The organism is Noviherbaspirillum galbum (genome assembly GCF_010974945.1).
Classification (GTDB): domain Bacteria; phylum Pseudomonadota; class Gammaproteobacteria; order Burkholderiales; family Burkholderiaceae_D; genus Noviherbaspirillum; species Noviherbaspirillum galbum.
Genome location: NZ_JAAIVB010000012.1, coordinates 160,479 through 187,471 on the forward strand (window position 1 = coordinate 160,479; position 26,993 = coordinate 187,471).

22 protein-coding genes and 1 tRNA gene are annotated in these 26,993 nt (G+C 62.6%); 8 read left to right on the forward strand and 15 right to left on the reverse strand.

What is annotated here, in order from left to right:
- Window positions 1-159 precede the first annotated feature (159 nt).
- Window positions 160-825, forward strand: a complete 666-nt coding sequence (locus G3574_RS04790; RefSeq protein WP_163960871.1) for a hypothetical protein — start codon at window positions 160-162, stop codon at window positions 823-825.
- 278 nt (window positions 826-1,103) lie between these two features.
- Window positions 1,104-2,054 carry a sigma-54 interaction domain-containing protein gene (locus G3574_RS04795; protein WP_163960872.1) on the forward strand — a complete coding sequence of 317 codons (951 nt, stop codon included), beginning with the start codon at window positions 1,104-1,106 and terminating at the stop codon, window positions 2,052-2,054.
- 70 nt (window positions 2,055-2,124) lie between these two features.
- Here G3574_RS04795 and G3574_RS04800 read toward each other — a convergent pair whose 3' ends face one another.
- Complete coding sequence (locus G3574_RS04800) at window positions 2,125-2,985, reverse strand: SDR family oxidoreductase (RefSeq protein ID WP_163960873.1); 861 nt, start codon at window positions 2,983-2,985, stop codon at window positions 2,125-2,127.
- A gap of 53 nt (window positions 2,986-3,038) precedes the next feature.
- A complete protein-coding gene (gene dusA / locus G3574_RS04805) occupies window positions 3,039-4,001 on the reverse strand; it encodes a tRNA dihydrouridine(20/20a) synthase DusA (RefSeq protein ID WP_205609671.1) in 963 nt (320 codons plus the stop codon).
- A 350-nt stretch (window positions 4,002-4,351) separates the two neighbouring features.
- Here dusA and G3574_RS04810 point away from each other — a divergent pair, with 350 nt between their 5' ends.
- On the forward strand, window positions 4,352-5,704 hold the full coding sequence (locus tag G3574_RS04810) for an aspartate aminotransferase family protein (protein WP_163960875.1): 1,353 nt from the start codon (window positions 4,352-4,354) through the stop codon (window positions 5,702-5,704).
- Window positions 5,705-5,722: 18 nt separating this feature from the next.
- Here G3574_RS04810 and G3574_RS04815 read toward each other — a convergent pair whose 3' ends face one another.
- From G3574_RS04815 to G3574_RS04860, 10 genes are all read right to left on the reverse strand, one after another.
- Window positions 5,723-6,652, reverse strand: coding sequence for a DMT family transporter (locus G3574_RS04815; protein WP_205609661.1), 930 nt, complete (start codon window positions 6,650-6,652; stop codon window positions 5,723-5,725).
- Between the two features lie 167 nt (window positions 6,653-6,819).
- Entirely contained in the window at window positions 6,820-8,655 is a 1,836-nt protein-coding gene (typA, locus tag G3574_RS04820; protein WP_163960876.1) for a translational GTPase TypA, read from the reverse strand.
- Between the two features lie 233 nt (window positions 8,656-8,888).
- The gene (truB, locus tag G3574_RS04825; protein ID WP_163960877.1) at window positions 8,889-9,821 is read right to left on the reverse strand and encodes a tRNA pseudouridine(55) synthase TruB; all 933 of its coding nucleotides are present in this window, start codon (window positions 9,819-9,821) and stop codon (window positions 8,889-8,891) included.
- Between the two features lie 20 nt (window positions 9,822-9,841).
- Window positions 9,842-10,228: a 30S ribosome-binding factor RbfA gene (gene rbfA / locus G3574_RS04830; protein ID WP_163960878.1), complete on the reverse strand. Its 387-nt coding sequence runs from the start codon at window positions 10,226-10,228 to the stop codon at window positions 9,842-9,844.
- A 121-nt stretch (window positions 10,229-10,349) separates the two neighbouring features.
- Window positions 10,350-13,217 (reverse strand): translation initiation factor IF-2, encoded by a 2,868-nt coding sequence (infB, locus tag G3574_RS04835; RefSeq protein ID WP_163960879.1) that lies wholly within the window; start codon window positions 13,215-13,217, stop codon window positions 10,350-10,352.
- Window positions 13,218-13,267: 50 nt separating this feature from the next.
- Window positions 13,268-14,827 carry a transcription termination factor NusA gene (nusA, locus tag G3574_RS04840; RefSeq protein ID WP_163960880.1) on the reverse strand — a complete coding sequence of 520 codons (1,560 nt, stop codon included), beginning with the start codon at window positions 14,825-14,827 and terminating at the stop codon, window positions 13,268-13,270.
- On the reverse strand, window positions 14,824-15,306 hold the full coding sequence (gene rimP / locus G3574_RS04845; RefSeq protein ID WP_163961033.1) for a ribosome maturation factor RimP: 483 nt from the start codon (window positions 15,304-15,306) through the stop codon (window positions 14,824-14,826). Before rimP ends, nusA begins: the two co-directional genes overlap by 4 nt.
- A gap of 280 nt (window positions 15,307-15,586) precedes the next feature.
- A complete protein-coding gene (locus tag G3574_RS04850; protein WP_163960881.1) occupies window positions 15,587-17,179 on the reverse strand; it encodes a pseudouridine synthase in 1,593 nt (530 codons plus the stop codon).
- Window positions 17,157-17,993: an SMC-Scp complex subunit ScpB gene (gene scpB / locus G3574_RS04855; RefSeq protein WP_163960882.1), complete on the reverse strand. Its 837-nt coding sequence runs from the start codon at window positions 17,991-17,993 to the stop codon at window positions 17,157-17,159. The genes G3574_RS04850 and scpB overlap by 23 nt, the downstream gene beginning before the upstream one ends.
- Window positions 17,994-18,151: 158 nt before the next feature.
- A tRNA-Met gene (locus G3574_RS04860) sits at window positions 18,152-18,228 on the reverse strand.
- Between the two features lie 125 nt (window positions 18,229-18,353).
- Between G3574_RS04860 and G3574_RS04865 the strand changes: the two genes are divergently transcribed.
- Entirely contained in the window at window positions 18,354-18,929 is a 576-nt protein-coding gene (locus G3574_RS04865) for an NUDIX hydrolase (RefSeq protein ID WP_163960883.1), read from the forward strand.
- A gap of 64 nt (window positions 18,930-18,993) precedes the next feature.
- Here G3574_RS04865 and G3574_RS04870 read toward each other — a convergent pair whose 3' ends face one another.
- Window positions 18,994-20,196: an ammonium transporter gene (locus tag G3574_RS04870; RefSeq protein WP_163960884.1), complete on the reverse strand. Its 1,203-nt coding sequence runs from the start codon at window positions 20,194-20,196 to the stop codon at window positions 18,994-18,996.
- Window positions 20,197-20,378: 182 nt separating this feature from the next.
- Here G3574_RS04870 and aat point away from each other — a divergent pair, with 182 nt between their 5' ends.
- The 4 genes from aat to G3574_RS04890 all read left to right on the forward strand — a co-directional run bounded on the left by aat (window position 20,379) and on the right by G3574_RS04890 (window position 24,190).
- Entirely contained in the window at window positions 20,379-21,107 is a 729-nt protein-coding gene (gene aat / locus G3574_RS04875; protein ID WP_163960885.1) for a leucyl/phenylalanyl-tRNA--protein transferase, read from the forward strand.
- 105 nt (window positions 21,108-21,212) lie between these two features.
- A complete protein-coding gene (locus tag G3574_RS04880) occupies window positions 21,213-21,971 on the forward strand; it encodes an arginyltransferase (protein ID WP_163960886.1) in 759 nt (252 codons plus the stop codon).
- A 97-nt stretch (window positions 21,972-22,068) separates the two neighbouring features.
- The gene (locus G3574_RS04885; RefSeq protein ID WP_163960887.1) at window positions 22,069-23,112 is read left to right on the forward strand and encodes a quinone-dependent dihydroorotate dehydrogenase; all 1,044 of its coding nucleotides are present in this window, start codon (window positions 22,069-22,071) and stop codon (window positions 23,110-23,112) included.
- A 34-nt stretch (window positions 23,113-23,146) separates the two neighbouring features.
- Entirely contained in the window at window positions 23,147-24,190 is a 1,044-nt protein-coding gene (locus G3574_RS04890; protein WP_163960888.1) for an aldo/keto reductase, read from the forward strand.
- A gap of 99 nt (window positions 24,191-24,289) precedes the next feature.
- On the opposite strand, the gene clpA is transcribed toward G3574_RS04890, so the two are convergent.
- Together clpA and clpS are read right to left on the reverse strand one after the other, a co-directional pair.
- Window positions 24,290-26,590 (reverse strand): ATP-dependent Clp protease ATP-binding subunit ClpA, encoded by a 2,301-nt coding sequence (clpA, locus tag G3574_RS04895; protein ID WP_163960889.1) that lies wholly within the window; start codon window positions 26,588-26,590, stop codon window positions 24,290-24,292.
- Complete coding sequence (clpS, locus tag G3574_RS04900; RefSeq protein ID WP_088710310.1) at window positions 26,587-26,895, reverse strand: ATP-dependent Clp protease adapter ClpS; 309 nt, start codon at window positions 26,893-26,895, stop codon at window positions 26,587-26,589. Before clpS ends, clpA begins: the two co-directional genes overlap by 4 nt.
- Window positions 26,896-26,993 lie beyond the last annotated feature (98 nt).

The window sequence follows — 26,993 nt, forward strand, 5'->3', positions numbered from 1 at the left end:
GTTCGGTATCTCTTTCTAGTCTCAGTGAAGCGTAGCAGGTTCGGCGCAGCCTTCATCTGCCCTATCGCAATGGCGAGGAGGGAATGCGACCGCTGCCTTTTTCTTTTTGGAGAGAGCTTGACTCGGAACCCGCACGCGGCATTTGGTTCCGGAATTGACATGCAAAAACGAGAAAGAACGCAGCTACCCGGCAGCGCCTGCCATTGCCCCTGTCTTTACCGCATGCCTGCGCAGGTGGCCTGCGTTGGCGGGGAACAATGCCGCGTTGCCGGGTATGCCCGACTGCCGGAAGTGCCGGCGGTCAAGCCATGTGCGAATACCGCAGGACCGTCACGCGAAGTGTCGGAACCTGCCAGACTGCATTACTTCGAGGTGCCGCTGGAAGAGCCGCTCGTGGAGCCGGTACCGGTGGTGCCGCTCGAGCCGGAAGACTTCGAGGAGCCGGACATGCTGGAGCCCGACGTACCGCTTGCGCCAGACGAAGAGTCGCCGGCACGACGATCGCAACCAGTGAAGGCAACGCCCAGGGCAGCAACGACCAGCAAGACCGACGAAGTTTTAGCGATGGACTTCATTGTTGTTCCTTTCATAAAAAATGGAAGTTGTGACGTTCTTGACTCTTGGGCTTGCGAGAAGTTCTTCTTTTTTTGTCAAAGCCGGGTAACTGAATGTGACAACACGCATGCCCTCGGGCTTATCCTTGCGGGGTTTGCCGTAGAGGCTGCAACCGGCCCGCGGCGTAAAACTTTGCGCATCCGGATGGGTCTTAAGAACGTGAAGGTCTATTCCTGTCGCATGACATGCCTTGCTCGCCCGAGGCGATGACGATGAGCGGCCGGCCCCCTGCCCCATTGCCCTGCCGTCCAAATCGTCGTTTCCTGCCCGCCCGGCTCTCGCATGAGCCAGCTCAACCAGATCCCGCCGCCGCGGCGCGAGCCTCTCGCCCGGCGCAACGACAATGAATTAGCGCAAGCGATCTCCCGGGCGAAGATGTAACAATCGTCCAACCTGTCATGTCCCATGCCGGAGCGCCCGGCCCGGGCGGCTGGCGGCAGGATGCGTTCATCACGCGGCGAGTGTCTCGCCGAACCTTTGGAAACAAGATGTCCGTCGATAAATCAATGAAGCGCTTTGGCATGATGTACGGCTCCTCCCCGATGATGGAGCGTCTCTATGAACAGATCGAGCGCGTTTCGGCAACCGATGCCACCGTGCTGCTGGTAGGAGAAAGCGGCACCGGCAAGGAACTCGTTGCCAACGCGATCCATCGCCAGAGCATGCGCAAGGACCAGCCCTTCGTCGCCGTGAACTGCGGCGCGATACCGGCGCACCTGATCGAGGCCGCGCTCTTCGGGCACGAGAAGGGCAGCTTCACCGGCGCGATGCGCCAGCACGTGGGGTACTTCGAGCACGCCTCCGGCGGCACGCTGTTCCTCGATGAAATCACCGAGATGCCGGTCGACATGCAGGTCAAGCTGCTTCGTGTGCTCGAATCGGGCCGCTTCTCGCGCGTCGGCGGCGACAATGAGGTGGCGGTCGACGTGCGCCTCATCGCGGCGACCAACCGCGACCTGGAAACCGCGGTCAAGCAAGGCAACCTGCGCGAGGACCTGATGTACCGCCTCGCCGTGTTTCCGGTCCGCATTCCGCCGCTGCGCGAGCGCGGCACCGACATCGAGCTGCTGGCGCAGCAATTCCTGGCGGAGCTCAACGAGAAGGACAAGACGCAGAAGGTGTTCTCGCGCAATTCGCTCGACGTCATCCGTTCCTATTCGTGGCCGGGCAACGTGCGCGAACTCAAGAACGTCGTCCACCGCGCCTTCATCCTCGGCACCGACACGCTGGATATCGATGAATGCATCTCCGAACTGGCGGTGAAGAAACCCACGGTCCAGGACGGCTACCTGAACTTCTTCGTCGGCACGCCGCTGGCCGACGCCCAGCGAGAGATCATCCTCGCCACGCTCAAGCATTACAGCGGCAACAAGCGCCTCACCGCCGAGGCGCTGGGCATCAGCCTGAAGACGCTCTACAACCGCCTGAAGGAATACTGACGCCATGGCGGCTGGCGGCAACGATCGCCGCCATGGCATGCCTGCTTACCGCCGTGCCGCGGCACCGACATCAGGAATTGACCACTTCCCCGCCGTTCGGATGCAGTATCTGGCCGGTCATGTACGACGCATCCTCGGAAGCGAGAAAGACATAGGCGGGCGCCACTTCGTCCGGCTGGCCCGGCCTTCCCAGCGGCACGCTGCTGCCGAATTTCTCGACCTCCTCCGGCGGGAAGGTCGACGGAATCAGCGGCGTCCAGATCGGCCCCGGCGCCACGCCGTTGACGTGGATGCCCTTCTCGGCGAGCTGCTGCGAGAGCGACCGGGTGAAGGCCGTGATCGCCCCCTTGGTCGATGAATAGTCCAGCAGGTGGCCGCTGCCGCGGTACGCCGTCACCGAGGTCGTGTTGATGATGCGCGCGCCCGGCTTCAGGTGAGGAATGGCCGCGCGCACGGTGTAGAACATTGAGAAGATGTTGGTGCGGAAGGTCTTTTCGAGCTGCTCGTCGCTGATGTCGGCGATGCTTTGCTGGGGAAATTGCTGGGCCGCGTTGTTGACGAGGATGTCCAGCTTGCCGAAGGATTGCACCGCGGTGTCGACCAGCTTGCGGCAGAAGGCGGAATCGGCGACGTCGCCGGCGACGGCGAGACATTCGCGGCCCTCCGCTTCCACCAGTCGCCGCGTTTCCTCCGCGTCCTGGTGCTCGTCGAGGTAGCCGATCACCACGTTGGCGCCTTCCTTGGCGAACATCACCGCGACCGCCCGGCCGATGCCGCTGTCGCCGCCGGTGATCAGGGCAACCTTGCCCTTGAGCTTGCCGCTGCCCTTGTAGCCGCGTGCGCTCGACTCCGGCTGCGGGCGCATCTGCGCCTGCACGCCGGGCTGGTGATCCTGGTGTTGCGGGGGAATGTCGGGTTTATCTTGTGCCATCGTTCGCCTCCATCGTTGATGCTGGATGGAGGCTGGCTTTCGCGGTTGGTTCCTCAGGCCGCGACCGGCTGCATGCGCGCGGCCGCGTCGAGCAGCAGGCGCGGATCGCCCAGTGCGAGCTTGCGCGCGTCGGAAAGGGTTTGCCGGAACGCGCGCGCGCCAGGAATGCCGGTCATGAGGCCGAGCATGTGGCGGGTGATGCTGTTGAGGCGCAGGCCGGCGCCGTTGTTGCCGTAACGCTCGAGCTGTGCGGCGATGTAGGGCAGCATGGCTTCGATGATTTCCTGCCGCGACTTCACCGGCGCGTCGTCGCCGTAGTAGCGCGCATCGAAGGACGCCATCAGGTAGGGGTTATGGTAGGCCTCGCGCCCGAGCATGACGCCATCCACGTGCTGCAGATGCAGGTCGATCTCTTCCACGGTCTTGATGCCGCCATTGATGATGATTTCCAGATGCGGGAAATCGCGCTTGAGCTGGTAGGCGTATTCGGGCTTGAGCGGAGGGATCTCGCGGTTTTCCTTCGGGCTCAGGCCTTTCAGGATGGCATTGCGGGCGTGGGCGATGAAGGTATGGCAGCCGGCCTCGGCGATGGTGCCGACGAAATCGCGCACGAAACCGTAGGATGAAACCTCGTCGATGCCGATGCGGTGCTTGACGGTAACGTCGATCTCGACGGCGTCGCGCATCGCCTTCACGCAATCCGCCACGAGTTGCGGTTCGGCCATCAGGCAGGCGCCAAATGCGCCCTTCTGCACGCGTTCCGACGGACAGCCGCAATTCAGGTTGATCTCGTCGTAGCCCCACTGCTCGCCCAGCTTCGCGCTTTTCGCCAGGTCGGCAGGCTCGCTGCCGCCAAGCTGGAGGGCCACCGGATGCTCTTCCTCGTTGAACTTGAGATGGCGCTCGACGTCGCCATGGATCAGGGCGCCGGTCGTCACCATCTCGGTGTAAAGCCAGGTATGGCGGGTGATCTGCCGGTGGAACATTCGGCAATGGCGGTCGGTCCAGTCCATCATGGGCGCGACCGATAGCCGGCGGGGCTTGTAAGACGTTGTTTTCACGGGGAGTTTGCGTAATTCTGGAGTGACGCGATTGTACCTGTCCGGCCGTCGTTCCGCAGCGCGGGCCGTGCCGACTCCGTTCGGCCTGCCATGTTTCCGGGAAAGATTTCCTTTCCTTGCATGCCAGGAACGACATTAACCAAGATCAATGCAGCTTCCACGGGATTGTCCGAAGCTTTACGTTGAGGTAGATCGTCATTCCCTCGGCCCATTTTCATTTTCCGTTTGCCGCCGGGGACCAGCACCAATTCGGTGTCAAAAAGACTAAGATAGTCCGACACCATCTTTTACAGACGAGGTTACGCATGCCAAACCCGATCAATACCGAACATTTCTGGATGCCCTTCACCGCGAACCGGCAGTACAAGGCGAAGCCGCGACTGCTGGCGGGCGCGTCCGGCATGCATTACACCACCGACGATGGACGCAAGATCCTCGACGGCACCGCGGGCCTGTGGTGCGTGAACGCGGGCCATTGCCATCCGAAGATCACCGCCGCCATCCAGCAGCAGGCCGGGACCATGGATTTCGCGCCGACCTTCCAGATGGGACATCCCAAGGTGTTCGAGGCGGCGACGGCCCTCGCGTCGATCGCGCCCGAGGGCTTGAACCGGGTGTTCTTCTGCAATGACGGCTCGGAAGCGGTGGACACCGCCCTGAAGATCGCGCTCGCCTACCACCGCGTGCGCGGCGACGGCTTGCGCACGCGGCTCGTGGGCCGCGAGCGCGGCTACCACGGCGTGGGTTTCGGCGGCATCGCGGTCGGCGGCATCGCCGGCAACCGCAAGCATTTCGGCCCCGCCCTGCCGGGCGTCGATCACCTGCGCCATCCGCTCGACATCGGCCGCAACGCCTTCTCGAAAGGCTTGCCCGAGCATGGCGCCGAACTGGCCGACGAACTCGAGCAGCGCATCGTCACCTTGCATGATCCCTCGACCATCGCAGCGGTCATCGTCGAACCCATCCAGGGCTCGACCGGCGTGATCCTCCCGCCCAAGGGCTACCTGCAGAAGCTGCGCACGATCTGCGACAAGTACGGCATCCTGCTGATCTTCGATGAAGTGATCACCGGTTTCGGCCGGCTCGGCACGTCCTTCGCCGCCGACTTCTTCGGCGTGGTGCCGGACATGATCACCTGCGCCAAGGGCCTGACCAATGCCGCCGTGCCCATGGGCGCGGTGCTGGTGCGCCAGGACATCCACGACACCTTCATGCAGGCAGCGCCGGAGAACGCCATCGAGTTCTTCCATGGCTATACCTATTCCGGCCACCCGCTCGCGGCGGCGGCCTGCGTTGCCGCCATGGATGTCTACAAGGAAGAGGGCCTGTTCGATCGCGCCGCGTCGATGTCGCCTTACTTCGAGCAAGCGGCGCACAGCCTGAAAGGCTTGCCCTACGTGAAGGACGTGCGCAACCTCGGCATGGTGTGCGGCATCGAGCTGGAATCGGTTCCGGGCAAGCCGACCGCGCGCGCCTTCGATGTCTTCCTGAAGTGTTTCTGGGAAAAGGGTGTGCTGATCCGGACCACGAATGACATCATCGCGCTGTCGCCGCCGCTGATCATCGACAAGCCGCAGATCGACCAGCTGTTCGGCGCGATCGCGGACGTGCTGAAGGCGGAAAAGCCGGTGCCGGACGTGAAGACGGTCGCGGCCTAATCCAGAATCGGAGCGCTGTCATCCCCGCGAAGGCGGGGATCCCATTTCGCCGGTCCGGCGAGATGCACTCATGGATCCCCGTATGCCCGCGACCTCGTTGACGACGAGGGCCGCCATCACGATCGCTCCGCCGACCAGGGTTTCATGCGCCGGCACTTCGCCCGCGCCGAGCCAGGCCCAGATCGGTCCCAGCAAGACTTCCAGCAAGGATAGCAAGGCCACCTCGGGCGCGGACAGGTGCCGCGCTGCCTTCACCATCAGCATGCAGGGCAATCCGAGCTGGAACACGCCCAGCACGGCCAGCAGGCCGATGTCATGCCACGACGCCTGCAACGGACTCGCGAAGGGCAGCATGAGCAAGGCGGAAAACACGCTGCCGAGGAAGACGGCGGGAATCAGGTCGACGCCCTGCCCGGCGCGCTTGATAAGAATCAGGTTCGTGGCCGACGCAACGGGCACCGCGAGCCCGATCAACATGCCGATGAGGTGGCCGCCCGCCAGCTCGCCCAGCCCGCTGACGAACATCCATGCCATGCCGGCCATCGCGGCCGCGATCGCCAGCCAGGTGCGGCCGGGGATGCGCTGCTTCAGCACGACCCAGGCGAGAAAGGCGGTCAGGAGGGGTGCCACGCTCATGACGATGAGCGTATTGGCGACCGTGGTCTTGGTCAGTGAAATCATGAAGGCGACGTACATCGTGCACCACATGAGGCCGCTGAAGACATCCACCTTGCCGAGGCCGCGCAGCGTCGTGACGCTGCCGCGCCAACCCTGCTGAACGAGCATGCCGCCGGCAACACAGAGGGAAGAGAAGACGCTGCGCCAGAAAGTGACGTCGAATCCGCGCGCCGCGTCGAGATGGCGGGTGATGACGCCGGCGATGCTCCACATGGCGGGAGCGGCGATCATGAGCAGCAAGGCTCGTCGATGGGGAGTCAGGAATTGCATGGGACATGTCCGCCGGACGGCCGGGTTGCCGTCCGTGCCGCTGCGTTGCCGGCGCGCGGAATGGTTTGCATGGTTAAGTTGGAACGCTGAAAGAATAAACCCGGAATCGTCCGGCTTGCGCCATGGATGTCCGGGTCGTCAGGTCGCGGCGTGGACGCCGCGTCACATCATGCCGCTTCGCGCGACGCCTTCTTGCGCTCGTGTTCCTTCAGGAAGCGCTTGCGCAGGCGGATGCTCTTCGGCGTGATTTCGACCAGTTCATCGTCCTCGATGAATTCGACGGCGTACTCCAGCGTGAGCTGGATCGGCGGAATCAGGCGCACCGCCTCGTCGGTACCGGAAGCGCGCACGTTGGTGAGCTGCTTGCCCTTGATGGGGTTGACCACCAGGTCGTTGTCGCGCGAATGGATGCCGATGATCATGCCTTCGTACACCGGGTCGTTGTGGGTCACGAACATGCGGCCGCGATCCTGGAGCTTCCACAGCGCGTAGGCAACGGCAGCGCCATCGTCCTGGGAAATCAGCACGCCGTTGCGGCGGCCGGCGAGTTCCGGCTTGTTGGTATCGACCGGCGCGTAGTCGTCGAAGATGTGCGACATGAGGCCGGTGCCGCGCGTGAGCGTCATGAATTCCGACTGGAAGCCGATGAGGCCGCGGGCGGGAATGCGATACTCGAGGCGCACGCGGCCCTTGCCGTCCGGTTCCATGTTCTGGAGGTCGCCACGGCGGCGGCCGAGTTCTTCCATCACGCCGCCCTGGTGGCCTTCTTCCACGTCCACCGTCAGCAGCTCGTAGGGCTCGCACTTCACGCCGTCGATGTCCTTGAACACCACGCGCGGACGGGAGACGGCCAGTTCATAGCCTTCGCGCCGCATGTTTTCCAGCAGGATGGTGAGGTGCAGTTCGCCGCGGCCCGAGACCTCGAAGGTGGTTTCGTCGCCGGTATCCGTCACGCGCAGCGCGACGTTGGACTTGAGTTCGCGGTCGAGGCGCTCGCGGATCTGGCGGCTGGTGACGAACTTGCCTTCGCGTCCCGCCAGGGGCGAGCTGTTGACGAGGAAGTTCATGGTCAGCGTCGGCTCGTCGACCTTGAGCATGGGCAGGGCGTCCGGGGTATCGGGCGCGCACACGGTGGTGCCGATGCCGAGTTCCTCGATGCCGTTGATCAGCACGATGTCGCCGGCCTGGGCTTCGTCGACCAGTACGCGGTCGAGGCCCTTGAACTTCAGCACCTGGTTGACGCGGGCCTTGAGCGGCGTCGAGTCGGGGCCGTTCATGACGATGACGTCCTGCAGGGACTTCACGCGGCCGCGCTTGATGCGGCCGATGCCGATCTTACCGACGTAGGAGGAATAATCGAGGGAAGAGATCTGGAGCTGCAGCGGACCGTCGGGATCGTCGTCGCGCACCGGCACGTGTTCCAGCACGGCGTCGAACAGCGGCTTCATCGTACCTTCGCGGACCGTCGGATCGAGGCTGGCATAGCCATTGAGCGCGGAAGCGTAGACCACCGGGAAGTCGAGCTGCTCTTCGGTCGCGCCGAGCTTGTCGAACAGTTCGAAGGTCGCGTTGATGACCCAGTCCGGGCGGGCGCCGGGACGGTCGATCTTGTTGACGACGACGATGGGCTTGAGACCGAGGCCGAGCGCCTTGCGGGTCACGAAGCGGGTCTGGGGCATCGGGCCTTCGACCGCGTCGACCAGCAGCAGCACGGAATCGACCATCGACAGCACGCGCTCCACTTCGCCGCCGAAGTCGGCGTGGCCCGGGGTGTCGACGATGTTGATGTGCGTGCCTTCGTATTCGACGGCGCAGTTCTTGGCGAGGATGGTAATCCCGCGTTCCTTTTCCAGGTCATTGGAATCCATGACGCGGTTATCGACTTGCTGGTTTTCGCGGAAGGTGCCGGACTGACGCAGCAGCTGATCCACCAGCGTGGTTTTGCCATGGTCGACGTGGGCGATGATGGCGATGTTACGCAGGGCGCGTTGGGTGTGTGACATGGGAGTGGGGAGCGGGAGACGGAAAACCGAAAATTATAGCATGGCAAGCAGGATCAACCTTAGGAAAACCCTTCCATTTCAATGAGTTGGTTGGAATGAAAGGAGTCCGGCCGGAAAATCCATGGTCCTGTCCATGCGCTGGCATGGTAACGAGCGACTATGACAAGAGGATTTCTGCTTGGTTTGCAGGCGCTGCGATTTTTTTCGCCCGGCCGCGCCTGGCAATATGCAGGCTAGGCCGCGGTGGCGATCAGCCGTTCCGGCGCCAGGACTCCGTAGGCCGCGAACTGTGCCGTGCCGAGCAGGCGCCGGCCGTCGTCGGCATAGACCCGCACCCGCCCTGCCGATGCGGGAAGCGCGAGGCCGGCATCATGCAGCGCCAGCCGCTGTCCTTGCAGGAAGCGGCGCGCCAGTTCCTCGCCGAGCACTACCTGGGGGAAACTGCTGAGCAAGGCATCGACGGGAGCAAGCAAGCCCTCGCGCTGTGCGGCGGGAGCGGCTTCCAGATCCGGCAAGCCGATTGCGCCATCGAGCGTGAGGGTGCCCACCGCCGTGCGGCGCAAGGCGTTCAGGTGCGCGCCGCATCCCAGCGCCGCGCCGATGTCCTCGCCCAGGACGCGGATATACGTGCCCTTGCTGCAACTTACCCGCAGCCGCAGGGTTGGCGCTTCGTAGGAAAGCAGGTCGAGCGCATGGATGGTCACCTTGCGCGCTTCGCGCTCGAGGGTAATGCCGGCGCGTGCATACTCGTACAGAGGCTTGCCGTCGCGCTTGAGCGCGGAATACATCGGCGGCACCTGGGAGATGTCGCCGCGGAAACGGGCGAGCACGCGCTCTATCTGCTCGGCGCTGACATCCACCGGGCGGGTGTCGAGCACCTCGCCCTCCGTGTCCCCGGTCGCCGTGCGGATGCCGAGATGCACGACCGTTTCGTAGGTCTTGTCGCTTTCCAGCAGGTCCTGGGAAAACTTCGTGGCTTCGCCGAAGCACAAGGGCAGCAGGCCGGTCGCGAACGGGTCCAGCGTCCCGGTATGCCCGGCCTTTTGCGCATTCAGCAATCGCTTGGCGCGGACCAGCGCATCGTTGCTGGACAGGCCGACCGGCTTGTCCAGCAGGAGCACGCCGTGCACCGGGACGCGCGGAATCTTGGGCGTTGTTTGCGCCATGGAATGGGAGGAAACAGGGTTCAGACGTCGGCGTCCTTGGCCCGGGTGGCATTCGCCTCATCGATCAGCTTCGACAATTCCATGCCGCGGGAAGTCGAGGTGTCGTGGACGAAATGCAGCTCGGGAATGGTATGGATGGTCAGCCGTCGGCCCAGCTGGCCGCGGATGAAGCCGGCGGCTTTCCGCAGTCCGGACAAGGTGTTGGCGATCGCCTCGGCATCGTCGACCAGGGTGGTGAAATATACCTTGGCATGGGCATAGTCCGGGGTCACCTGGACTTCGGTGATGGTAATCATGCCTACCCGTGGATCTTTCAGATCGTAGGCGATGATTTCCGCCAGGTCGCGCTGGATCTGGTCGGCGACCCGAACGCCGCGGCCGGGAATGGATTTGCTGTGTTTTGCCATGGCCTGGCTTCCAGAAAGAAAATGCACGGCACTCCAGCCTCAGGAAGGCCGGGTGTCATGGAGGTACGCGGAATGGATGGATAGCCGCACCGGCGGTGCCGGTGCGGATTCGCGAACTTGTTTACAGCGTACGCGCTACTTCTTGGACTTCAAAGACTTCGAGTTGATCGCCTTCCTTGATGTCGTTGAAGTTCTTCAGCGACAGGCCGCACTCGAAGCCGGCCTTGACTTCGCGGACGTCGTCCTTGAAGCGCTTGAGCGAATCGAGCTCGCCGGTCCAGATGACGACGTTGTCGCGCAGCAGGCGGACCGACGCGGAACGCTTGACGGTGCCATCGAGCACGTAGCAACCGGCGATCGAGCCGACCTTGCTGATGTGGAACACCTGGCGGATTTCCACCAAGCCAAGCGACTGCTCGCGTTTCTCGGGCGCCAGCATGCCGGACATCGCCGCCTTGATCTCGTCCACCGCATCGTAAATGATGTTGTAGTAACGGATGTCGACGCCGCTGGTTTCTGCCAGCTTGCGGGCGGACGCATCGGCACGGGTATTGAAGCCGATGATGACCGCCTTCGACGCCACGGCAAGGTTGACGTCCGACTCGCTGATGCCGCCCACCGCCGCATGCACGACCTGCACCCGCACCTCGTTGGTCGAGAGCTTCTGCATGGCATGCACGATGGCTTCCTGCGAACCCTGCACGTCCGCCTTGATGATGAGCGGAAGGTTCTTGACCTCGCCTTCTGCCATCTGTTCGAACATGTTTTCCAGCTTCGCGGCTTGCTGCTTCGCCAGCTTAACGTCGCGGAACTTGCCCTGCCTGAACAGTGCGATCTCGCGTGCCTTGCGTTCGTCGGCCATGACCATGACTTCCTCGCCGGCGGCGGGGACTTCGGTCAGGCCCTGGATTTCCACCGGGATGGACGGACCGGCCTGGGCGATGGTCTTGCCGTTTTCGTCGAGCATTGCGCGCACGCGGCCGTAGGACGAACCGGCGAGCACCACGTCGCCGCGCTTGAGCGTGCCGGTCTGCACCAGCACGGTCGCGACCGGGCCACGGCCCTTGTCGAGCTTGGCTTCAATGACCAGGCCCTTGGCGAAAGCGTCGACCGGCGCGGTCAACTCCAGCACCTCGGCTTGCAGCAGCACGTTTTCCAGCAGGTCGTCGATGCCTTGGCCGGTCTTCGCAGACACCGGGATGAACGGCGCGTCGCCGCCATAGGCTTCCGGCACCACGCCTTCGGCGACCAGTTCCTGCGTCACGCGGTCGGTGTTGGCACCCTGCTTGTCGATCTTGTTGATCGCCACGACGATGGGCACGCCGGCCGCCTTGGCGTGGGCGATCGCTTCCTTGGTCTGGGGCATCACGCCGTCGTCGGCCGCCACCACCAAGATGACGATGTCGGTCGCCTTGGCGCCGCGGGCACGCATCGCGGTGAACGCTTCGTGGCCCGGCGTATCGAGGAAGGTGATGATGCCGCGCCGGGTTTCCACGTGGTAGGCACCGATGTGCTGGGTAATGCCGCCGGCTTCACCCGCGGCAACCTTGGCGCGGCGGATGTAGTCGAGCAGCGAGGTCTTGCCGTGGTCGACGTGGCCCATGACGGTCACGACCGGAGCGCGCGGCAATGCCTCGGCGTCGGTGTGCTCGCCGGCATCTTCCAGCATGGCCTCGGGGTCGTCCAGCTTGGCGGCGAACGCTTTGTGGCCCATTTCTTCCACGACGATCATCGCGGTTTCTTGGTCCAGCACCTGGTTGATCGTGACCATCTGGCCAAGCTTCATCAGGTGCTTGATGACTTCCGATGCCTTCACCGACATCTTGTGCGCGATCTCGGCGACGGTGATGGTTTCGGGCACGTGGATTTCCTTGATGACGGCTTCGGTCGGCACCTGGAAATTCGATTCGCGCTGGTCATCGCTGCCATGGGAGCGGCGGCCCTTCGGGCCGCCACGCCAGCCGTCGCGGCCGGTCGGGCTGCTCGTAGCGCCGGGGCCGCGGGTCTTGATGCCGCCGCGCTTTTTGGCATCGTCCTGCCATGTCGACGACACGTTGGCCGACTTGATCGATTTCTTGTCGCCCGGCTTCTTGACGTCTTCCTTCTTGTCGCCCGGCTTTTTCTCGGCGGGCTTGTGCAGCGTGCCTTCGGCAGCCTTGGCTTGCGCGGGCGCGACCGTAGGCGCTGCGGTCGGTTCCGGCGCCTTCATGACCTTGCGCGGCGCGCTCATCATGGCCTTGATCTGGGCGACTTCTTCCGCGACGGCGCGGCGGGCGCGCTCGGTGGCGGCGGCACGTTCCGCGGCTGCCTTGGCTTCATCCGCAGCAGCTTTCTTGCGTGCATCCTCGTCGGCCTTGCGGGCTTCGTCGTCGGCCTTGCGCTTGGTTTCCTCGGCGGCGGTCAGCTCGGCCTTTTCTTCCTTCTGCTGGCGGGATGCTGCTGCGGCGGCCTCGGCCTCGGCACGGGCGCGCGCTTCTTCTTCCGCCTTCTTCATGGCGGCGGCCTGGGCTTCACGCTCGGCTTCGAGCCGGGCAAGGCGCTCCTGCTTTTCGCGCAGTTCCGCTTCCTGGCGAGCGATCAGCTCGGCCTGGCGGCGGGATTCTTCTTCGCGGCGGGCGATTTCCGCCGCATCGACCACGGGGGCAGACTCCGGCGCGGCCGCGCGCGGTGCCTCGACCGCCGGCTCGTCGCGCTTGATGAAGGTGCGCTTCTTGCGCACTTCCACCTGGATGGTGCGCGACTTGCCGCTCGCATCCGCCTGCTTGATCTCGGTGGTTTCCTTGCGGGTCAGGGTGATCTTCTTCTTTTCCCCATCGGGGGCAGACCCGTGCGAACGTCGCAGGTGATTCAACAGCTTGTCCTTGTCTTCCTTGGACAGCGGGTCGGACGCCGAACTTTTCTCAACGCCCGCAGCGCGCAGTTGAGTCAGCAGGAGGTCCGCGGGCATTTTCAGTTCGGTGGCAAATTGGGCTACGTTGGTGCTCGCCATTCAGTCCTCTTTTCTATGTGACACGGCTATGTATATGGGGGCGGACTCGTTCATTTCACGTCCACGAGTTCGCGCGCCTTGGCTTGCAACGCACGGGCACTGTCATCGTACTTGGCGTCGATCAGCCGCATTTCATCGTCGGTCACATCAGCAAATCCGTTTTCAATCAGTTCACGCGCACGCTCGACCGGGAGGGCCAGCACCGCGCCAAATTCGTCGTAGGCCATGCCTGCGAAGCGCTCGACCGTCTTCACGCCAGCCAGTCCAAGCTTGCCGGCACTGACGCGGTCGATTCCCTCCAGGTTGATCAGGGCGTCTTCCATGCCCTCGAGACCTTCCTCTGAGGCAATCGCTTCGGTCACCAGGGCGTCGCGCGCCCGGTTGCGCAGTTCGTTGACCGTGTCTTCATCGAATGCTTCGATTTCAAGCATTTCGTTGATCGGCACGTAAGCGATTTCCTCGAGGCTGGAGAATCCTTCTTCGACAAGAATATTCGCGACTTCTTCGTCGACATCGAGTTTTTCCATGAACAGGGAGCGGATGGCCGCCGTCTCTGCCGCGGATTTGTCGGCTGACTCTTCCGCCGTCATGATGTTGATCTGCCAGCCCGTCAGTTCCGAAGCGAGACGCACGTTTTGTCCGCCGCGGCCGATGGCGATGGCGAGGTTCTCCTCGTCGACGACCACGTCCATCGCATGCTTCTCTTCGTCAACCACGATGGAGGAAACATTCGCCGGTGCCAAGGCGCCAATCACGAACTGGGCGGGGTCTTCGGACCACAGCACGATGTCGACACGTTCGCCGCCGAGCTCGCCGGTGACCGCCTGCACGCGCGATCCGCGCATGCCGACGCAGGTACCGATCGGGTCGATGCGCTTGTCGCTGGTGAATACCGCAATCTTCGCGCGGACGCCAGGGTCGCGGGCTGCGGACTTGATCTCAAGCAAACCCTGCTCGATCTCGGGAACTTCGAGTTCGAACAGCTTCATGATGAATTCAGGGGCGGTACGGGAAAGGATCACCTGCGGGCCACGCGCATTGCGGTCGATGCGCAGGATGTATGCACGGACGCGGTCGCCGATCCGGAGATTCTCCTTGGGAATCATCTGGTCGCGGGGGAGGCGGGCTTCCACCTTGCCGGACTCGACGATGGCATCACCGCGCTCCATGCGCTTGATGGTGCCGGTGACCAGGGAATCGCCGCGGGCCAGGAAGTCCTGGAGGATCTGCTCGCGTTCCGCGTCGCGGATGCGCTGGAGCACGACCTGCTTGGTATCCTGCGCAAAGCGGCGACCGAAATCGACCGACTCGATCGGTTCTTCGATGTAATCATCCACCTCGATGTCGGCGATCTGTTCGCGAGCTTCGAACAGCAGCACTTCCTGGTCGGGAAGCTGCAGACCCGCCTCGTCGGGCACGACGTGCCAGCGGCGGAACGACTCGAATTCACCCGACTCACGGTCGATCGATACGCGCACATCGACATCGCCCTCGTACCGTTTCTTGGTCGCTTGCCCGAGCGCGTGCTCGAGCGCTCCGAATACGATTTCCTTATCGACATTTTTTTCTCGTGCCAGCGCATCGACCAACAACAATACTTCGCGACTCATGCTTTGCGACTCCTAAAGTCCACTTTTGGCACCAAGCGTGCCTTGTCCACATCGGCGAGCGTGAATTCCAGCATCGCCGGCCCTTCTTTTCCTTCAAATTCCAGCTTCAGGTTTTCTCCCTCGGGCTCATGCAAAACGCCCTGGAAAGATTTCCTGTTCGGGGTGCCGGGCATCGGCATCCGCAACTTGACGACGGCTTCCTGGCCCGCGAAACGCGCATAATCGCTCAGCTTCTTCAGCGGACGATCCAGCCCGGGGGAAGACACTTCCAGCCGTTCGTAGTTGATGTTTTCCACGGTCAGCAGGTGCGACAACTGGTGACTTACCGCCTCGCAATCCTCGACGGTGATGCTTTCCTTGTCCGACTCGGGAGGAAAGTCGATGTAGACGCGCAGCAGGCCGCGCGCTGCCTGCTCCAGATCGACCAGTTCATAGCCCATGCCCGCGACGGTTTTTTCAATCAGTTCCAGCAACCGCACACCACTCTCCGTAAAAACAGCCTTCCGCCGACTGCGTAAATCGTTCGAGAAAAAAAAAATGGGCATGTGCCCATCTCTTTTTATTTCTTGCCATTTACACCATGCACCTCGCAAAAACAGCGGGCGCGGCACCCTTTGGCAGCCAACTTCCGTTAACTCTCTAATTATAAACATTTATTTTGACCACCGCAATGGTAATCAAGACGAAATCCGGGCTAAACCGGGGCCTAACCTGCGGTCGCAAAACCGCGAATGACGGTGTCCCGGATCGCCGCTTCATTCAACGTGGCCGGCGACGCTGGCCTGCTCCCTGCAGATTAAAGCCGCCAGCCTTGCCTTGCCCCATTCCGCCACGCCGGGCACGTCCTGCATCCGGAAAACCGAGGGCGGTCTGCAGGGGATCCGGCTGGCGGCCGCGCGGCTGCGAACCATTGCCCTGACCCTGACCCTGGCCCTGGCCCTGGCTTCGTGGCTGACCGCGCTTCTGCTGCTGGTTCAGCTGCGAATTGCCGTTCGTACCAGGCCTTTGCGGTCCGCCTTTCGCCTTTTGCTGGGCGGATGGCAACTGCTTTTCCAGTCCGCTCAGGGTCATCAGTTCGCGCACCGCATGTTCATCGAGTTCTTCCCAGCGCCCGCGCTTGAGATTGCTCGGCAGGGTCAGCAAGCCATAGCGAGTTCGGATCAGGCGCGACACGGTAAGGCCCACCGCCTCGAACATGCGCCGCACTTCGCGGTTGCGTCCTTCCCCGATGATGACGCGATACCACTTGTTGACGCCTTCGCCGCCGCCATCGGCGATGCGGGAAAACTGTGCCATGCCATCGTCGAGCTCGACACCGTTGAGCAGTTTCTGGCGCATGCCCTCTTCGAGCTCGCCCAGGGTGCGAACCGCATATTCGCGCTCGATGTTGTAACGAGGGTGCATCAGCCTGTTGGCGAGATCGCCCGACGTGGTGAACAGCAGCAGGCCTTCGGTATTGAAATCGAGCCGTCCGACCGCGAGCCATTTTCCGGCCTTCATGGGAGGCAGGCGCTCGAATACCGAAGGACGTCCCTCGGGATCGCTGGTGCTGACGATCTCTCCCGCTGGCTTGTGGTACATCAGCACCCGCGGCGGCTTCTTCGTGATCTTGCGCTGGATGGGCTTGCCATTGATGCGCACCTGGTCGGTCGGCAGGATACGCTGGCCGATGTGGGCAGGTTCACCGTTCACCGAGACGCGGCCGGCGATGATGAGTTCTTCCATGTCCCGTCGCGAACCGAGACCCACTTCGGCGAGCACCTTGTGCAGCTTGGGCGCATCGTCCTCGGCGGTCAGGTCGCGGCGAACCGCCTTGGCAGGCGCCGGGCGCCCGCCCTTGCCGCCTTCCGCGCTGTCGTAAGCATCCGACGTCACGAACGCGAAGATGTCTTCGGCATCAGGCCGGGCGCGTTGCTGGGACTTGGCATGCTGCGGCTTGCCGCCTTGTGCGCCGGGTGCCTTGGCCGGCTTGTCGCGGCCTTCGCGCGGCTTCTGCGATTGAGAATTTCTTGCGCCATCCGGTTTGCGGGCCTGCCGCTCGGGACGCCTCTTTTCCGATCCGGGCTGCTCGGGTTCGGCGGAAACCGCTTCGCCCGTCCCTTCGGACATCGGCTCGGCCTGGCCCGCATCGGCATCCGCCTGCACGGCCTTTGCGCCGCGCGTGCGGCGCAGGCTGCGCGGACCGCGCACTCCGCGCTTCGCTGTCTTCTTCGCATCGCCGTCGGTCATTTCGCCCTCCTCCGGCGCGGCATTGCCATCGGCACTCGCGCGGGGCTGATCGTCGGCTGCGGCTGCAGGCGGAATTTCGTTGCCGGCGGCCGGCTGATCATCATGTTGGCTGGGCAGGTTCATCGTCTGGTTCTTTATTTTGCTTGGCGCGTTCTGCGTCTTCGGCTGCCTGTTCGCCGGCCGTGGCAGAAGGTTCGTTATCGGTGATTCCGGCGTCGACCGGGTCGTCGCCATTGACCACGTCGGGCAGGTTGCTCGGCGCGGCATGCGCGGCGCCGTCTTGTTCTGCCGACGGGTCGGCAGGCGGTGAACCGGGGGAAGCTTCCTCGCGTGCCGCTGCGTCGCTGTCGAGGCTTGCCTGCAAGGCCTGCATTTCAGGAAGCATGCTGGATTGCACGCCGTCCTTGCTTACAGGCTGCAACGGCGGCAGCTGATCGAGCGAGGTCAGGCCGAGATCATCGAGGAACTGCTTGGTCGTTGCGAAAAGCGCAGGCCGTCCGGGGACGTCACGATGGCCGATTGCCTCGATCCAACCCCGATCTTCGAGCATCTTGATGGTCTGGGAGTTCACGGTGACGCCGCGGATTTCTTCGATGTCCCCGCGCGTCACCGGTTGGCGGTAGGCGATGATCGCCAGCGTCTCAAGCGTGGCGCGGGAATATTTCGGCGGCTTTTCGGGATTGAGGCGCTCGAGGTACCTCTTCATCTCCGGCCGGCTCTGAAAGCGCCAGCCGGTGGAGAGGCATACGATTTCGATGCCCTTGTCGACCCAATCGTTCCGCAGCTCTTCCAGCATGGTCTTGATTGCTTCCGCGCTGACAAGGGATTCTCCCTCTCCGTTGTCCATGTAGAGCTTCTTCATGTCGTTGATCGACAGCGGCTCGTGCGCACAAAGCAAAGCAGTTTCGAGGACTTTCTTGGCCTCAACAGTGTCCATGTGTATGCGTCTTGTTTTTGTCGCGTAAAGCAGGATTATTGTCAGCGGCAGGCATCATCGGATGCTGCCCGGTCAGGGAAAACCAGTTGATGCTGCAAACCCGACGCCCGGTTTGTTATTAATTGGATGTTAGGCGTGGAAATAAGACTTGTGAGACTTGGTTGCGGGGGCAGGATTTGAACCTGCGACCTTCGGGTTATGAGCCCGACGAGCTGCCAGACTGCTCCACCCCGCGTCTGAAGAACCGAAGTATAGCGGGTCTTGGCGATGAACGCAAATGCAATTCACCTGAAGCGATGCGGTGATACACTTGACGCATCTCACAACGCCCTGTTTTCTGTCTATCGGCCCTTGCCACTCATGAAATTCTGCTCCGAATGCGCGCATCCGGTCGCGCTGCAAATTCCGCCCGACGACAACCGGCCGCGTCATGTTTGCACGCATTGCGGAACCATCCATTACCAGAACCCCAAGATGGTCATCGGCTCGATTCCGGTCTGGGATGACGAAGGCGAAACGCGCGTGTTGTTGTGCAAGCGCGCGATCGAGCCGCGCTATGGCTACTGGACGCTTCCCGCCGGTTTCATGGAGAACGAAGAGACGACCTGGCAGGCAGCGATGCGCGAGACCCACGAGGAGGCCGGCGCGCGCGTCGAACTGCACGAGCTGTTCTCGATGCTGAATGTGCCGCATGTGCACCAGGTGCACATGTTCTATCGCGCCACCTTGCTGGACCTGGATTACGAAGCCGGTGTGGAAAGCCTCGAAGTGAAGCTTTTTGCCGAGTCGGAAATCCCGTGGGACGACATCGCCTTTCCAACGGTGAGTTATACGCTTCGTTCCTTCTTCGATGAACTGGCGAGGGTGCGCGCAAACGGCGCGACCTATTCGCTGCATACCCACGACATCTTCAAGCCGATGCGCCGGCCCGACTAAGGCGCGCTTCCCAATCGATGCAAGCCGCCAGCCCCGGCATCGCCGGGGCTCGGGCAGCCAAGGTTTACCAGCTGGTTTCCCGCTCTGCGGTAGCGGTGATCTTGTGAATCGAAAGATCGGCGCCATCGAATTCCTGCTCCGGATCGAGGCGGATGCCCACGGTCCGCTTGAGCACGCCATAGACCGCGAAACCTGCCGCCGCCGCGATCGCGACGCCCATCACGGTACCGATGAGCTGGGAAGCGAATGACACGCCGCCGACGCCGCCCAGCGCCTTCTGTCCGAAGATGCCGGCCGCGATTCCACCCCATGCGCCGCAGAGACCATGCAGCGGCCACACGCCGAGCACGTCATCGATCTTCCACTTGTTTTGCGTGAGGGTGAACATCCACACGAAGACCGCGCCCGCGATGCCGCCGGTGACGAGCGCGCCGAGCGGATGCATGAGGTCCGAACCGGCGCAAACGGCGACCAGCCCCGCGAGCGGACCGTTGTAGGCAAAGCCGGGGTCGTTCTTGCCGAGCAGTACGGCAACGAGCGTGCCGCCCACCATGGCCATCAGCGAATTCAAGGCAACCAGGCCGTTCATCTTGTCCAGCGTCTGGGCGCTCATGACGTTGAAGCCGAACCAGCCGACCGTGAGGATCCATGCGCCCAGCGCAAGGAAGGGAATGTTCGAAGGCGGGTGCGCAGAGATGGCGCCGTCCTTGGAGTAGCGTCCGCGGCGCGCGCCGAGAAGGATGACCGCGGGCAACGCCGCCCAGCCGCCAACCGCATGGACCACCACCGATCCGGCGAAGTCGTGGAATTCCTCGTTGAAGACGGCCTTGAGCCATGCCTGAACGCCAAGCTGCTGGTTCCAGACGATGCCTTCGAAGAAGGGATAGACCAGCCCGACGAGCACGGCGGTCGCCACGAGCTGCGGATGGAACTTCGCCCGCTCGGCGATGCCGCCGGAAATGATGGCCGGAATGGCGGCAGCAAAGGTCAGCAGGAAGAAGAACTTCACGAGCTCGAAACCGCTTTTCGCGGACAGGGTACCCGCATCCGCGAAAAAGTTGACGCCATAGGCTATGGTGTAGCCGACAAAGAAGTACGCTATCGTGGAAACCGCGAAATCCACTAAGATCTTGACCAGGGCGTTGACCTGGTTTTTCTTGCGGACGGTGCCCAGTTCGAGAAACGCGAAGCCGGCGTGCATTGCAAGAATCATGATGGCGCCTAGCAAGATGAATAAGGCATCGGCACCGGTTTTCAGTCCATCCATGAAGAAAAACTCCCTGTTAAAGTGCATAGTGAAAAAATGGCGTTGAACTGGAGCAAAAATCGTTCCAATTTGGTGCAATACCGCAAGTCATTGAATTTAATGGATGTCCTCGTCATGCACAGCCGTCAGCCAAAGGCATTGCACATTGTCGGTGCAATTCTGCGATCCACTTTGGTGAGCCCATGATTTCGTGGCTGGAAGCCGGCATGCCCTTCCCCGACGTGTCGAAAGCCTTGACCGAAGCGCATGGCGCGCCCGGATTGCTGGCTGCCGGCGGCGATCTTTCCCCGGCGCGCCTGATCGAGGCTTACCGCCACGGCATCTTCCCGTGGTTTTCGGAAGGACAGCCCATCCTCTGGTGGAGCACCGATCCGCGCATGGTGCTCTACACCGAGGAGTTTTCGATTTCCCACAGCCTGCGCAAGACCTTGCGCAAGGTACAGAAGAGCATGGATGCGGGCGGGCGGTGGGAAGTGCGTTTCGATACCGATTTCGAGGCCGTCATGCACGCTTGCGCCGGCCCCCGGCGGGACGCCGCAGGCACCTGGATCTCCGACGAGATCATCCGCGGGTACACCGGCCTGCACCGGCGCGGACTCGCCCATTCGTCTGAGCTTTGGCTGGATGGCGAGCTGGTGGGCGGGGCCTACGGGGTGTGCATAGGACGCATGTTCTATGGCGAGTCGATGTTCGCGCGGGTGAGCGATGCCTCCAAGGTCGCCCTCGCCTACCTCGTCCATTTCCTGCGCTCGAACGGCGTGGCAATGATTGACTGCCAGCAGGAGACGTCGCACCTTGCCTCGCTGGGGGCGGCGCCGATCCCGCGCCGGAAATTCTTGAACCATCTGCACGATGCCATTGCCCAAGCTCCGATCACTGAGTGGAAACCACTGCCATGGCCGCGGGAATGAGCAGCCGCGTGCCGGCGAAGGCAACCGGCTGGCACAAAAAACGCTTCGTGCATTTCCATCTGCCGGTGTAAATTAGCATTGCCGGATCTGGACCTGGAACCCTCCATGACCCATCTTAAAGATCTACCATTCGCCACCCTGCAGTTTTATGCGACTGCGCCTTATCCTTGCAGCTATCTCGACGGCCGCCAGGCGCGTTCGCAGGTGGCCACGCCGTCGCACCTGATCAATGCCGACGTCTATTCCGAACTGGTCAAGAACGGTTTCCGCAGGAGCGGGATCTTTACCTACCGGCCTTACTGCGATGGTTGCCACGCCTGCATCCCGGTACGCGTCAAGACGGAGGCCTTCGCGGCGAACCGCAGCCAGCGGCGCGCCTGGAAACGGCATGCAAATCTGACGACCTGGGTGACCAATCTTACCTATCTGCCCGAGCACTACGACCTTTACCTGCGCTATCAGTCGGCGCGTCACGCCGGCGGCGGCATGGACCATGATAGCCGCGACCAGTACGCGCAATTCCTCCTGCAGAGCAAGGTCAACACGCGGCTCGTGGAATTCAGGGAAGACGACGGCACCCTGCGCATGGTGAGCATCATCGACGTGCTCAGCGACGGCCTGTCCTCCGTGTACACCTTCTACGATCCCGAAGTAGAAGGCGCCTCGTACGGCACCTACAACGTGATGTGGCAGATCGACCAGGCGCGCAAGCTCGGCATGCCGCACGTGTATCTCGGCTACTGGATCAAGGACAGCGTCAAGATGGCCTACAAGGTCAATTTCCAGCCGCTCGAAGCCCTGGTCCGGGGCCAGTGGGAAGCCTGGGAAGACGATTGGCAGGACGACGCCTCAAGCCGCGACTGAAACCCGCGCCCGGGTCCTTGCCGAGAGTAAAATAGCGGCTTTTGCCCCGGGCGGCCCGCGTGACACGCGATGGCCGGCCGATCCTGCCAGCTACCCCATGTCCGACAAACTCCTCTACGCACTCGCCCGTCCCCTGCTGTTCTCCATGGACCCCGAGGCGGCGCACAACCTGACCCTGCCTTCGCTCAAACGCGCCGCCGCGCTCGGGCTGACTTCCCTGATGCCGCGACCGGCGGCCGATCCGCGCGAGGTGATGGGCATCCGCTTCCCCAATCCCGTCGGCCTAGCCGCGGGCCTCGACAAGGACGGCGCCTACATCGACGGCCTGGCGGCACTGGGATTCGGATTCCTCGAGGTCGGCACGGTGACGCCGCGGGCCCAGCCGGGCAATCCGATGCCGCGCATGTTCCGGTTGCCGCAGGCGCATGCCATCATCAACCGCATGGGCTTCAACAATGGCGGGGTCGATGCCTTCGTCGCCAACGTCCAGGCATCGCGTTTCTTCCAGAACAAGGAAGGCGTACTCGGGCTGAACATCGGCAAGAACGCCGACACGCCCATCGAACGCGCCGCCGAAGACTACCTGCATTGCCTGGCCAAGGTCTATCCCTACGCCAGCTACGTCACGGTCAACATTTCCTCGCCAAACACCAAGAACCTGCGGCAATTGCAGGGCGGCTCTGAGCTCGACGGCCTCCTGTCCCAGCTGAAGGAAGAACAGCAACGCCTGTCCGACAGACACAAGCGCTACGTGCCGATCGCCCTCAAGATCGCGCCCGACATCGACGCCGAACAAGTCAAGGCCATCGCTGAAGCACTGCTGCGCCACAAGATGGATGCCGTCATCGCTACCAACACCACGATTTCGCGCGAGGCCGTGAAAGGCCTCAGGCATGCCGAGGAAGCCGGCGGCCTGTCGGGCGCCCCGGTGTTCGAGGCCTCGAACAAGGTCATCCGCGCGCTCAAGTCGGAGCTAGGCGATGCGATCCCCATCATCGGCGTCGGCGGCATCATGAGCGGCGACGACGCCAAGGCCAAGATCGCGGCGGGCGCTTCACTGGTGCAGCTCTATACCGGCCTGATCTATCGCGGCCCGGCGCTGGTGAAGGAGTGCGCGGCAGCATTGCGCAAATCGCGCTAAAGTGTCCGTCCATTGACTGACTGACAGCACGACCATGAAAACCACGACGCTTGGCGCCAGCAACCTGACCGTTTCCACCATCTGCCTCGGCACCATGACCTTCGGTGAACAGAACACCGAAGCCGAGGCCCATTCCCAGCTTGACTACGCGCTGGAGCGCGGCATCAACTTCATCGACACCGCCGAAATGTATCCGGTGATGCCGCGCGCGGAAACCCAGGGACGGACCGAGGCTGCCATCGGCACCTGGCTCAAGAAGTCCGGCAAGCGCAAGGACGTCGTGCTGGCCACCAAGGCCGCCGGCCCGTCCCGCGGCATGCGCTGGATCCGCAACGGCGAGAACGATTTCGACGCGAAGAACCTGCGGGCCGCGGTCGAAACCAGCTTGCAGCGTCTGCAGACGGACTACATCGACCTGTACCAGTTGCACTGGCCCAGCCGCAACGCGCCGATCTTCGGCCAGACATCCTTCGACCCGCAAAAGGAACGTCCGCACGTCGCCATCGAAGACACCCTGGCGGCGCTGGACGAGCTGATCAAGGCCGGCAAGATCCGCCATGTCGGCGTATCGAACGAAACCGCCTGGGGCGTCTGCGAGTTCATCAAGCAGGCTGAAGCCAAGGGCTTGCCGCGCATCGTCTCCATCCAGAACGCCTACAGCCTGGTTAACCGCAGCTTCGAGACCGGACTGGATGAAGCCTGCTACCGCGACAACGTCGGCCTGCTGGCTTATAGTCCGCTTGCCTTCGGCCAGCTCACGGCGAAATACCTCGACGATCCGAAGGCTGCCGGCCGTCTTACCCTCTTTCCGCCGACCTGGAGCCCGCGCTACCTCCGCCCGGCAGTCATGGAAGCCTGCAGGCGCTATGCCGAACTCGCCCGTGCACATGGCATGACCCCGACGCAGCTCGCCCTGGCGTGGTGCTACTCCCGCTGGTGCGTGGCATCGACCATCATCGGCGCCACCAGCCTCGGCCAGTTGAAGGAAAACATCGACGCCTTGTCCATCCGGTTGAGCGACGATGTCATCGCGGCAATCGATGGCATTCACGCGCAGATCACCAGCCCTGCCCAATAGGACATCATTTCTACCGAGGCCGCCTGACCTTCGGCGGCGCGCATGAAAAAAGCCCGCAGGCACTTTCGTGTCTGCGGGCTTTTCGTTATTGGAACCGGATTATTCGACTTCCAGCGTTTCTTCCGGTGCCTGAGGGGGCGGTGCATCGCCTTCGGCGAAATCGAGCTTGATCTGCTCCTTGTCGTCGAGGTCCACAGTCACGCGGCCACCCGACACCAACCGGCCGAACAGCAACTCGTCGGCGAGCGCCTTGCGGATCATGTCCTGGATCAGGCGGGACATCGGACGCGCGCCCATGAGCGGGTCGAAGCCCTTGCGCGCGAGGAAGCGGCGCAGGCTGTCGGTAAAGACGGCCTCGACCTTCTTCTCGTGCAACTGTTCCTCGAGCTGCATGAGGAACTTGTCGACCACGCGCAGGATGATGTCCTCGTCCAGCGCCTTGAAGCTGATGATCGCGTCCAGGCGGTTGCGGAACTCAGGCGTGAACATGCGCTTGATGTCCGCCATTTCGTCGCCCGCTTCCTTCTTGTCGGTGAAGCCGATCGAACGCTTCTGCAAGGCTTCGGCGCCCGCGTTCGTGGTCATGATGATGATCACGTTGCGGAAGTCCGCCTTGCGGCCGTTGTTGTCGGTCAGCGTGCCATGGTCCATCACCTGCAGCAGGATATTGAAGATATCCGGATGCGCCTTCTCGATTTCGTCGAGCAGCAGCACCGCGTGCGGCTTCTTGGTGATGGCCTCGGTCAGCAGGCCGCCCTGGTCGAAGCCGACGTAGCCCGGAGGCGCGCCGATCAGGCGGCTCACCGCATGGCGCTCCATGTATTCCGACATGTCGAAGCGGATCAGCTCGATGCCCAGGATGAAGGCAAGCTGCTTGGCCACCTCGGTCTTGCCGACGCCCGTCGGGCCGGAGAACAGGAAGGAACCGATCGGCTTGTCCGTCTTGCCCAGGCCGGCGCGCGCCATCTTGATGGCGGAGCCCAGCGCCTCGATGGCGGGATCCTGTCCGAACACCACGTTCTTCAGGTCGCGGTCGATGGTCTGCAGCTTCGTCCGGTCGTCCTGGTTGACAGACTGCGGAGGAATGCGAGCGATCTTCGAGATGATGTCCTCGATTTCCGACTTGCCGATGGTCTTCTTCTGCTTGGACTTCGGCAGGATGCGCTGTGCCGCACCCGCTTCGTCGATCACGTCGATCGCCTTGTCCGGCAGATGACGGTCATTGATGAAGCGCGCGGCCAGCTCGGCGGCCGAGGTCAGCGCGGAAGACGAATACTTCACGCCATGGTGTTCCTCGAAGCGGGACTTCAGGCCGCGCAGGATCTGCACCGTCTGCTCGACGGTCGGCTCGGTCACGTCGATCTTCTGGAAGCGCCGGGACAGCGCGTGATCCTTTTCGAACACGCCGCGGAATTCCGTGTACGTCGTCGCGCCGATGCACTTCAGCTGGCCGGAGGACAGCGCCGGCTTGAGCAGGTTGGATGCATCGAGCGTGCCGCCGGACGCCGAGCCGGCACCGATGATGGTGTGGATCTCGTCGATGAACAGGATGCCGTTCGGGTTGTCCCGCAGCTGCTTGAGGACTGCCTTCAGGCGTTGCTCGAAGTCGCCGCGGTACTTGGTGCCGGCAAGCAGCGCGCCCATGTCGAGCGAATACACGACGGCATTTTGCAGGACTTCGGGCACGTCGCCCTGGGTGACGCGCCAGGCCAGGCCTTCGGCGATCGCGGTCTTGCCCACGCCAGCCTCGCCCACGAGCAGCGGATTGTTCTTGCGGCGGCGGCAGAGGGTCTGGATGACGCGCTCGACCTCGGACTCGCGGCCGATCAGCGGATCGATCTTGCCTTCGGCGGCCATCTTGTTGAGGTTCTGCGTGAACTGATCCAGCGGGCTTTCCTTCTGCTGGCTTTCGGACTGCGCATCCTCGGCACCTTCCGGCGACTTGGACGATTCTGCCTGCTGGTCCTTGCGCACGCCATGCGAGATGAAATTCACCACATCGAGGCGAGTCACACCTTGCTGGTGCAGGTAATACACGGCATGCGAATCTTTTTCACCAAAGATGGCCACCAGCACGTTGGCGCCGGTGACTTCCTTCTTGCCGTTGGAGGCCGACTGCACGTGCATGATGGCGCGCTGGATCACGCGCTGGAAGCCCAGAGTGGGCTGCGTATCCACTTCGCTCGTGCCCGGCACGGTCGGCGTGTTGTCTGTAATGAAATTGGTGAGCGTCTTGCGCAAGTCTTCGATGTTGACTGCGCATGCGCGTAGCACTTCCGCCGCGGACGGGTTGTCCAGCAGCGCGAGCAAGAGATGCTCGACGGTGATGAACTCATGCCGGGCCTGGCGGGCCTCGACAAAAGCCATGTGCAAACTTACTTCAAGTTCCTGCGCAATCATGCTTCCTCCATCACGCATTGCAGGGGATGTCCTGCTTTTCGAGCGTGTGTTAAAACCAGTTCTACCTTAGTGGACGCGATATCTTTAGGATACACGCCGCACATACCTTTACCATCGCGATGAACCTTGAGCATGATCTGCGTTGCAGTCTCACGGTCTTTGTTGAAGTACTCCTGAATGATAGCAACGACAAACTCCATGGGAGTATAGTCATCGTTCAATAACAGTACCTGATACATCGGCGGAGGCTTGAGCTTCTGCTCTTGCCTAGCAAGTACCGTACCGTTGTCATGCTGAGTTGCCATGCTTCTATTTTAGATCGTTCAACTTCGTGCGGTGCACGAAAGTAAGGGAATACCGCATTTATATTACGCCCTTTCTCGATAGGACGCAGATGATGATC

What these genes read in the sequence shown, in the direction of transcription:
- G3574_RS04800 (WP_163960873.1), bottom strand. Translation starts at nt 2,985, where the DNA reads ATGGCACAAGATAAACCCGACATTCCCCCGCAACACCAGGATCACCAG.
- G3574_RS04790 (WP_163960871.1), top strand. Translation starts at nt 160, where the DNA reads ATGCAAAAACGAGAAAGAACGCAGCTACCCGGCAGCGCCTGCCATTGC.
- aat (WP_163960885.1), top strand. Translation starts at nt 20,379, where the DNA reads ATGATTTCGTGGCTGGAAGCCGGCATGCCCTTCCCCGACGTGTCGAAA.
- infB (WP_163960879.1), bottom strand. Translation starts at nt 13,217, where the DNA reads ATGGCGAGCACCAACGTAGCCCAATTTGCCACCGAACTGAAAATGCCC.
- clpA (WP_163960889.1), bottom strand. Translation starts at nt 26,590, where the DNA reads ATGATTGCGCAGGAACTTGAAGTAAGTTTGCACATGGCTTTTGTCGAG.
- G3574_RS04815 (WP_205609661.1), bottom strand. Translation starts at nt 6,652, where the DNA reads ATGCAATTCCTGACTCCCCATCGACGAGCCTTGCTGCTCATGATCGCC.
- G3574_RS04810 (WP_163960875.1), top strand. Translation starts at nt 4,352, where the DNA reads ATGCCAAACCCGATCAATACCGAACATTTCTGGATGCCCTTCACCGCG.
- G3574_RS04870 (WP_163960884.1), bottom strand. Translation starts at nt 20,196, where the DNA reads ATGGATGGACTGAAAACCGGTGCCGATGCCTTATTCATCTTGCTAGGC.
- G3574_RS04865 (WP_163960883.1), top strand. Translation starts at nt 18,354, where the DNA reads ATGAAATTCTGCTCCGAATGCGCGCATCCGGTCGCGCTGCAAATTCCG.
- rbfA (WP_163960878.1), bottom strand. Translation starts at nt 10,228, where the DNA reads ATGGCAAAACACAGCAAATCCATTCCCGGCCGCGGCGTTCGGGTCGCC.
- G3574_RS04885 (WP_163960887.1), top strand. Translation starts at nt 22,069, where the DNA reads ATGTCCGACAAACTCCTCTACGCACTCGCCCGTCCCCTGCTGTTCTCC.
- G3574_RS04795 (WP_163960872.1), top strand. Translation starts at nt 1,104, where the DNA reads ATGTCCGTCGATAAATCAATGAAGCGCTTTGGCATGATGTACGGCTCC.
- dusA (WP_205609671.1), bottom strand. Translation starts at nt 4,001, where the DNA reads ATGATGGACTGGACCGACCGCCATTGCCGAATGTTCCACCGGCAGATC.
- truB (WP_163960877.1), bottom strand. Translation starts at nt 9,821, where the DNA reads ATGGCGCAAACAACGCCCAAGATTCCGCGCGTCCCGGTGCACGGCGTG.
- nusA (WP_163960880.1), bottom strand. Translation starts at nt 14,827, where the DNA reads ATGAGTCGCGAAGTATTGTTGTTGGTCGATGCGCTGGCACGAGAAAAA.
- clpS (WP_088710310.1), bottom strand. Translation starts at nt 26,895, where the DNA reads ATGGCAACTCAGCATGACAACGGTACGGTACTTGCTAGGCAAGAGCAG.
- G3574_RS04850 (WP_163960881.1), bottom strand. Translation starts at nt 17,179, where the DNA reads ATGAACCTGCCCAGCCAACATGATGATCAGCCGGCCGCCGGCAACGAA.
- scpB (WP_163960882.1), bottom strand. Translation starts at nt 17,993, where the DNA reads ATGGACACTGTTGAGGCCAAGAAAGTCCTCGAAACTGCTTTGCTTTGT.
- typA (WP_163960876.1), bottom strand. Translation starts at nt 8,655, where the DNA reads ATGTCACACACCCAACGCGCCCTGCGTAACATCGCCATCATCGCCCAC.
- G3574_RS04880 (WP_163960886.1), top strand. Translation starts at nt 21,213, where the DNA reads ATGACCCATCTTAAAGATCTACCATTCGCCACCCTGCAGTTTTATGCG.
- G3574_RS04890 (WP_163960888.1), top strand. Translation starts at nt 23,147, where the DNA reads ATGAAAACCACGACGCTTGGCGCCAGCAACCTGACCGTTTCCACCATC.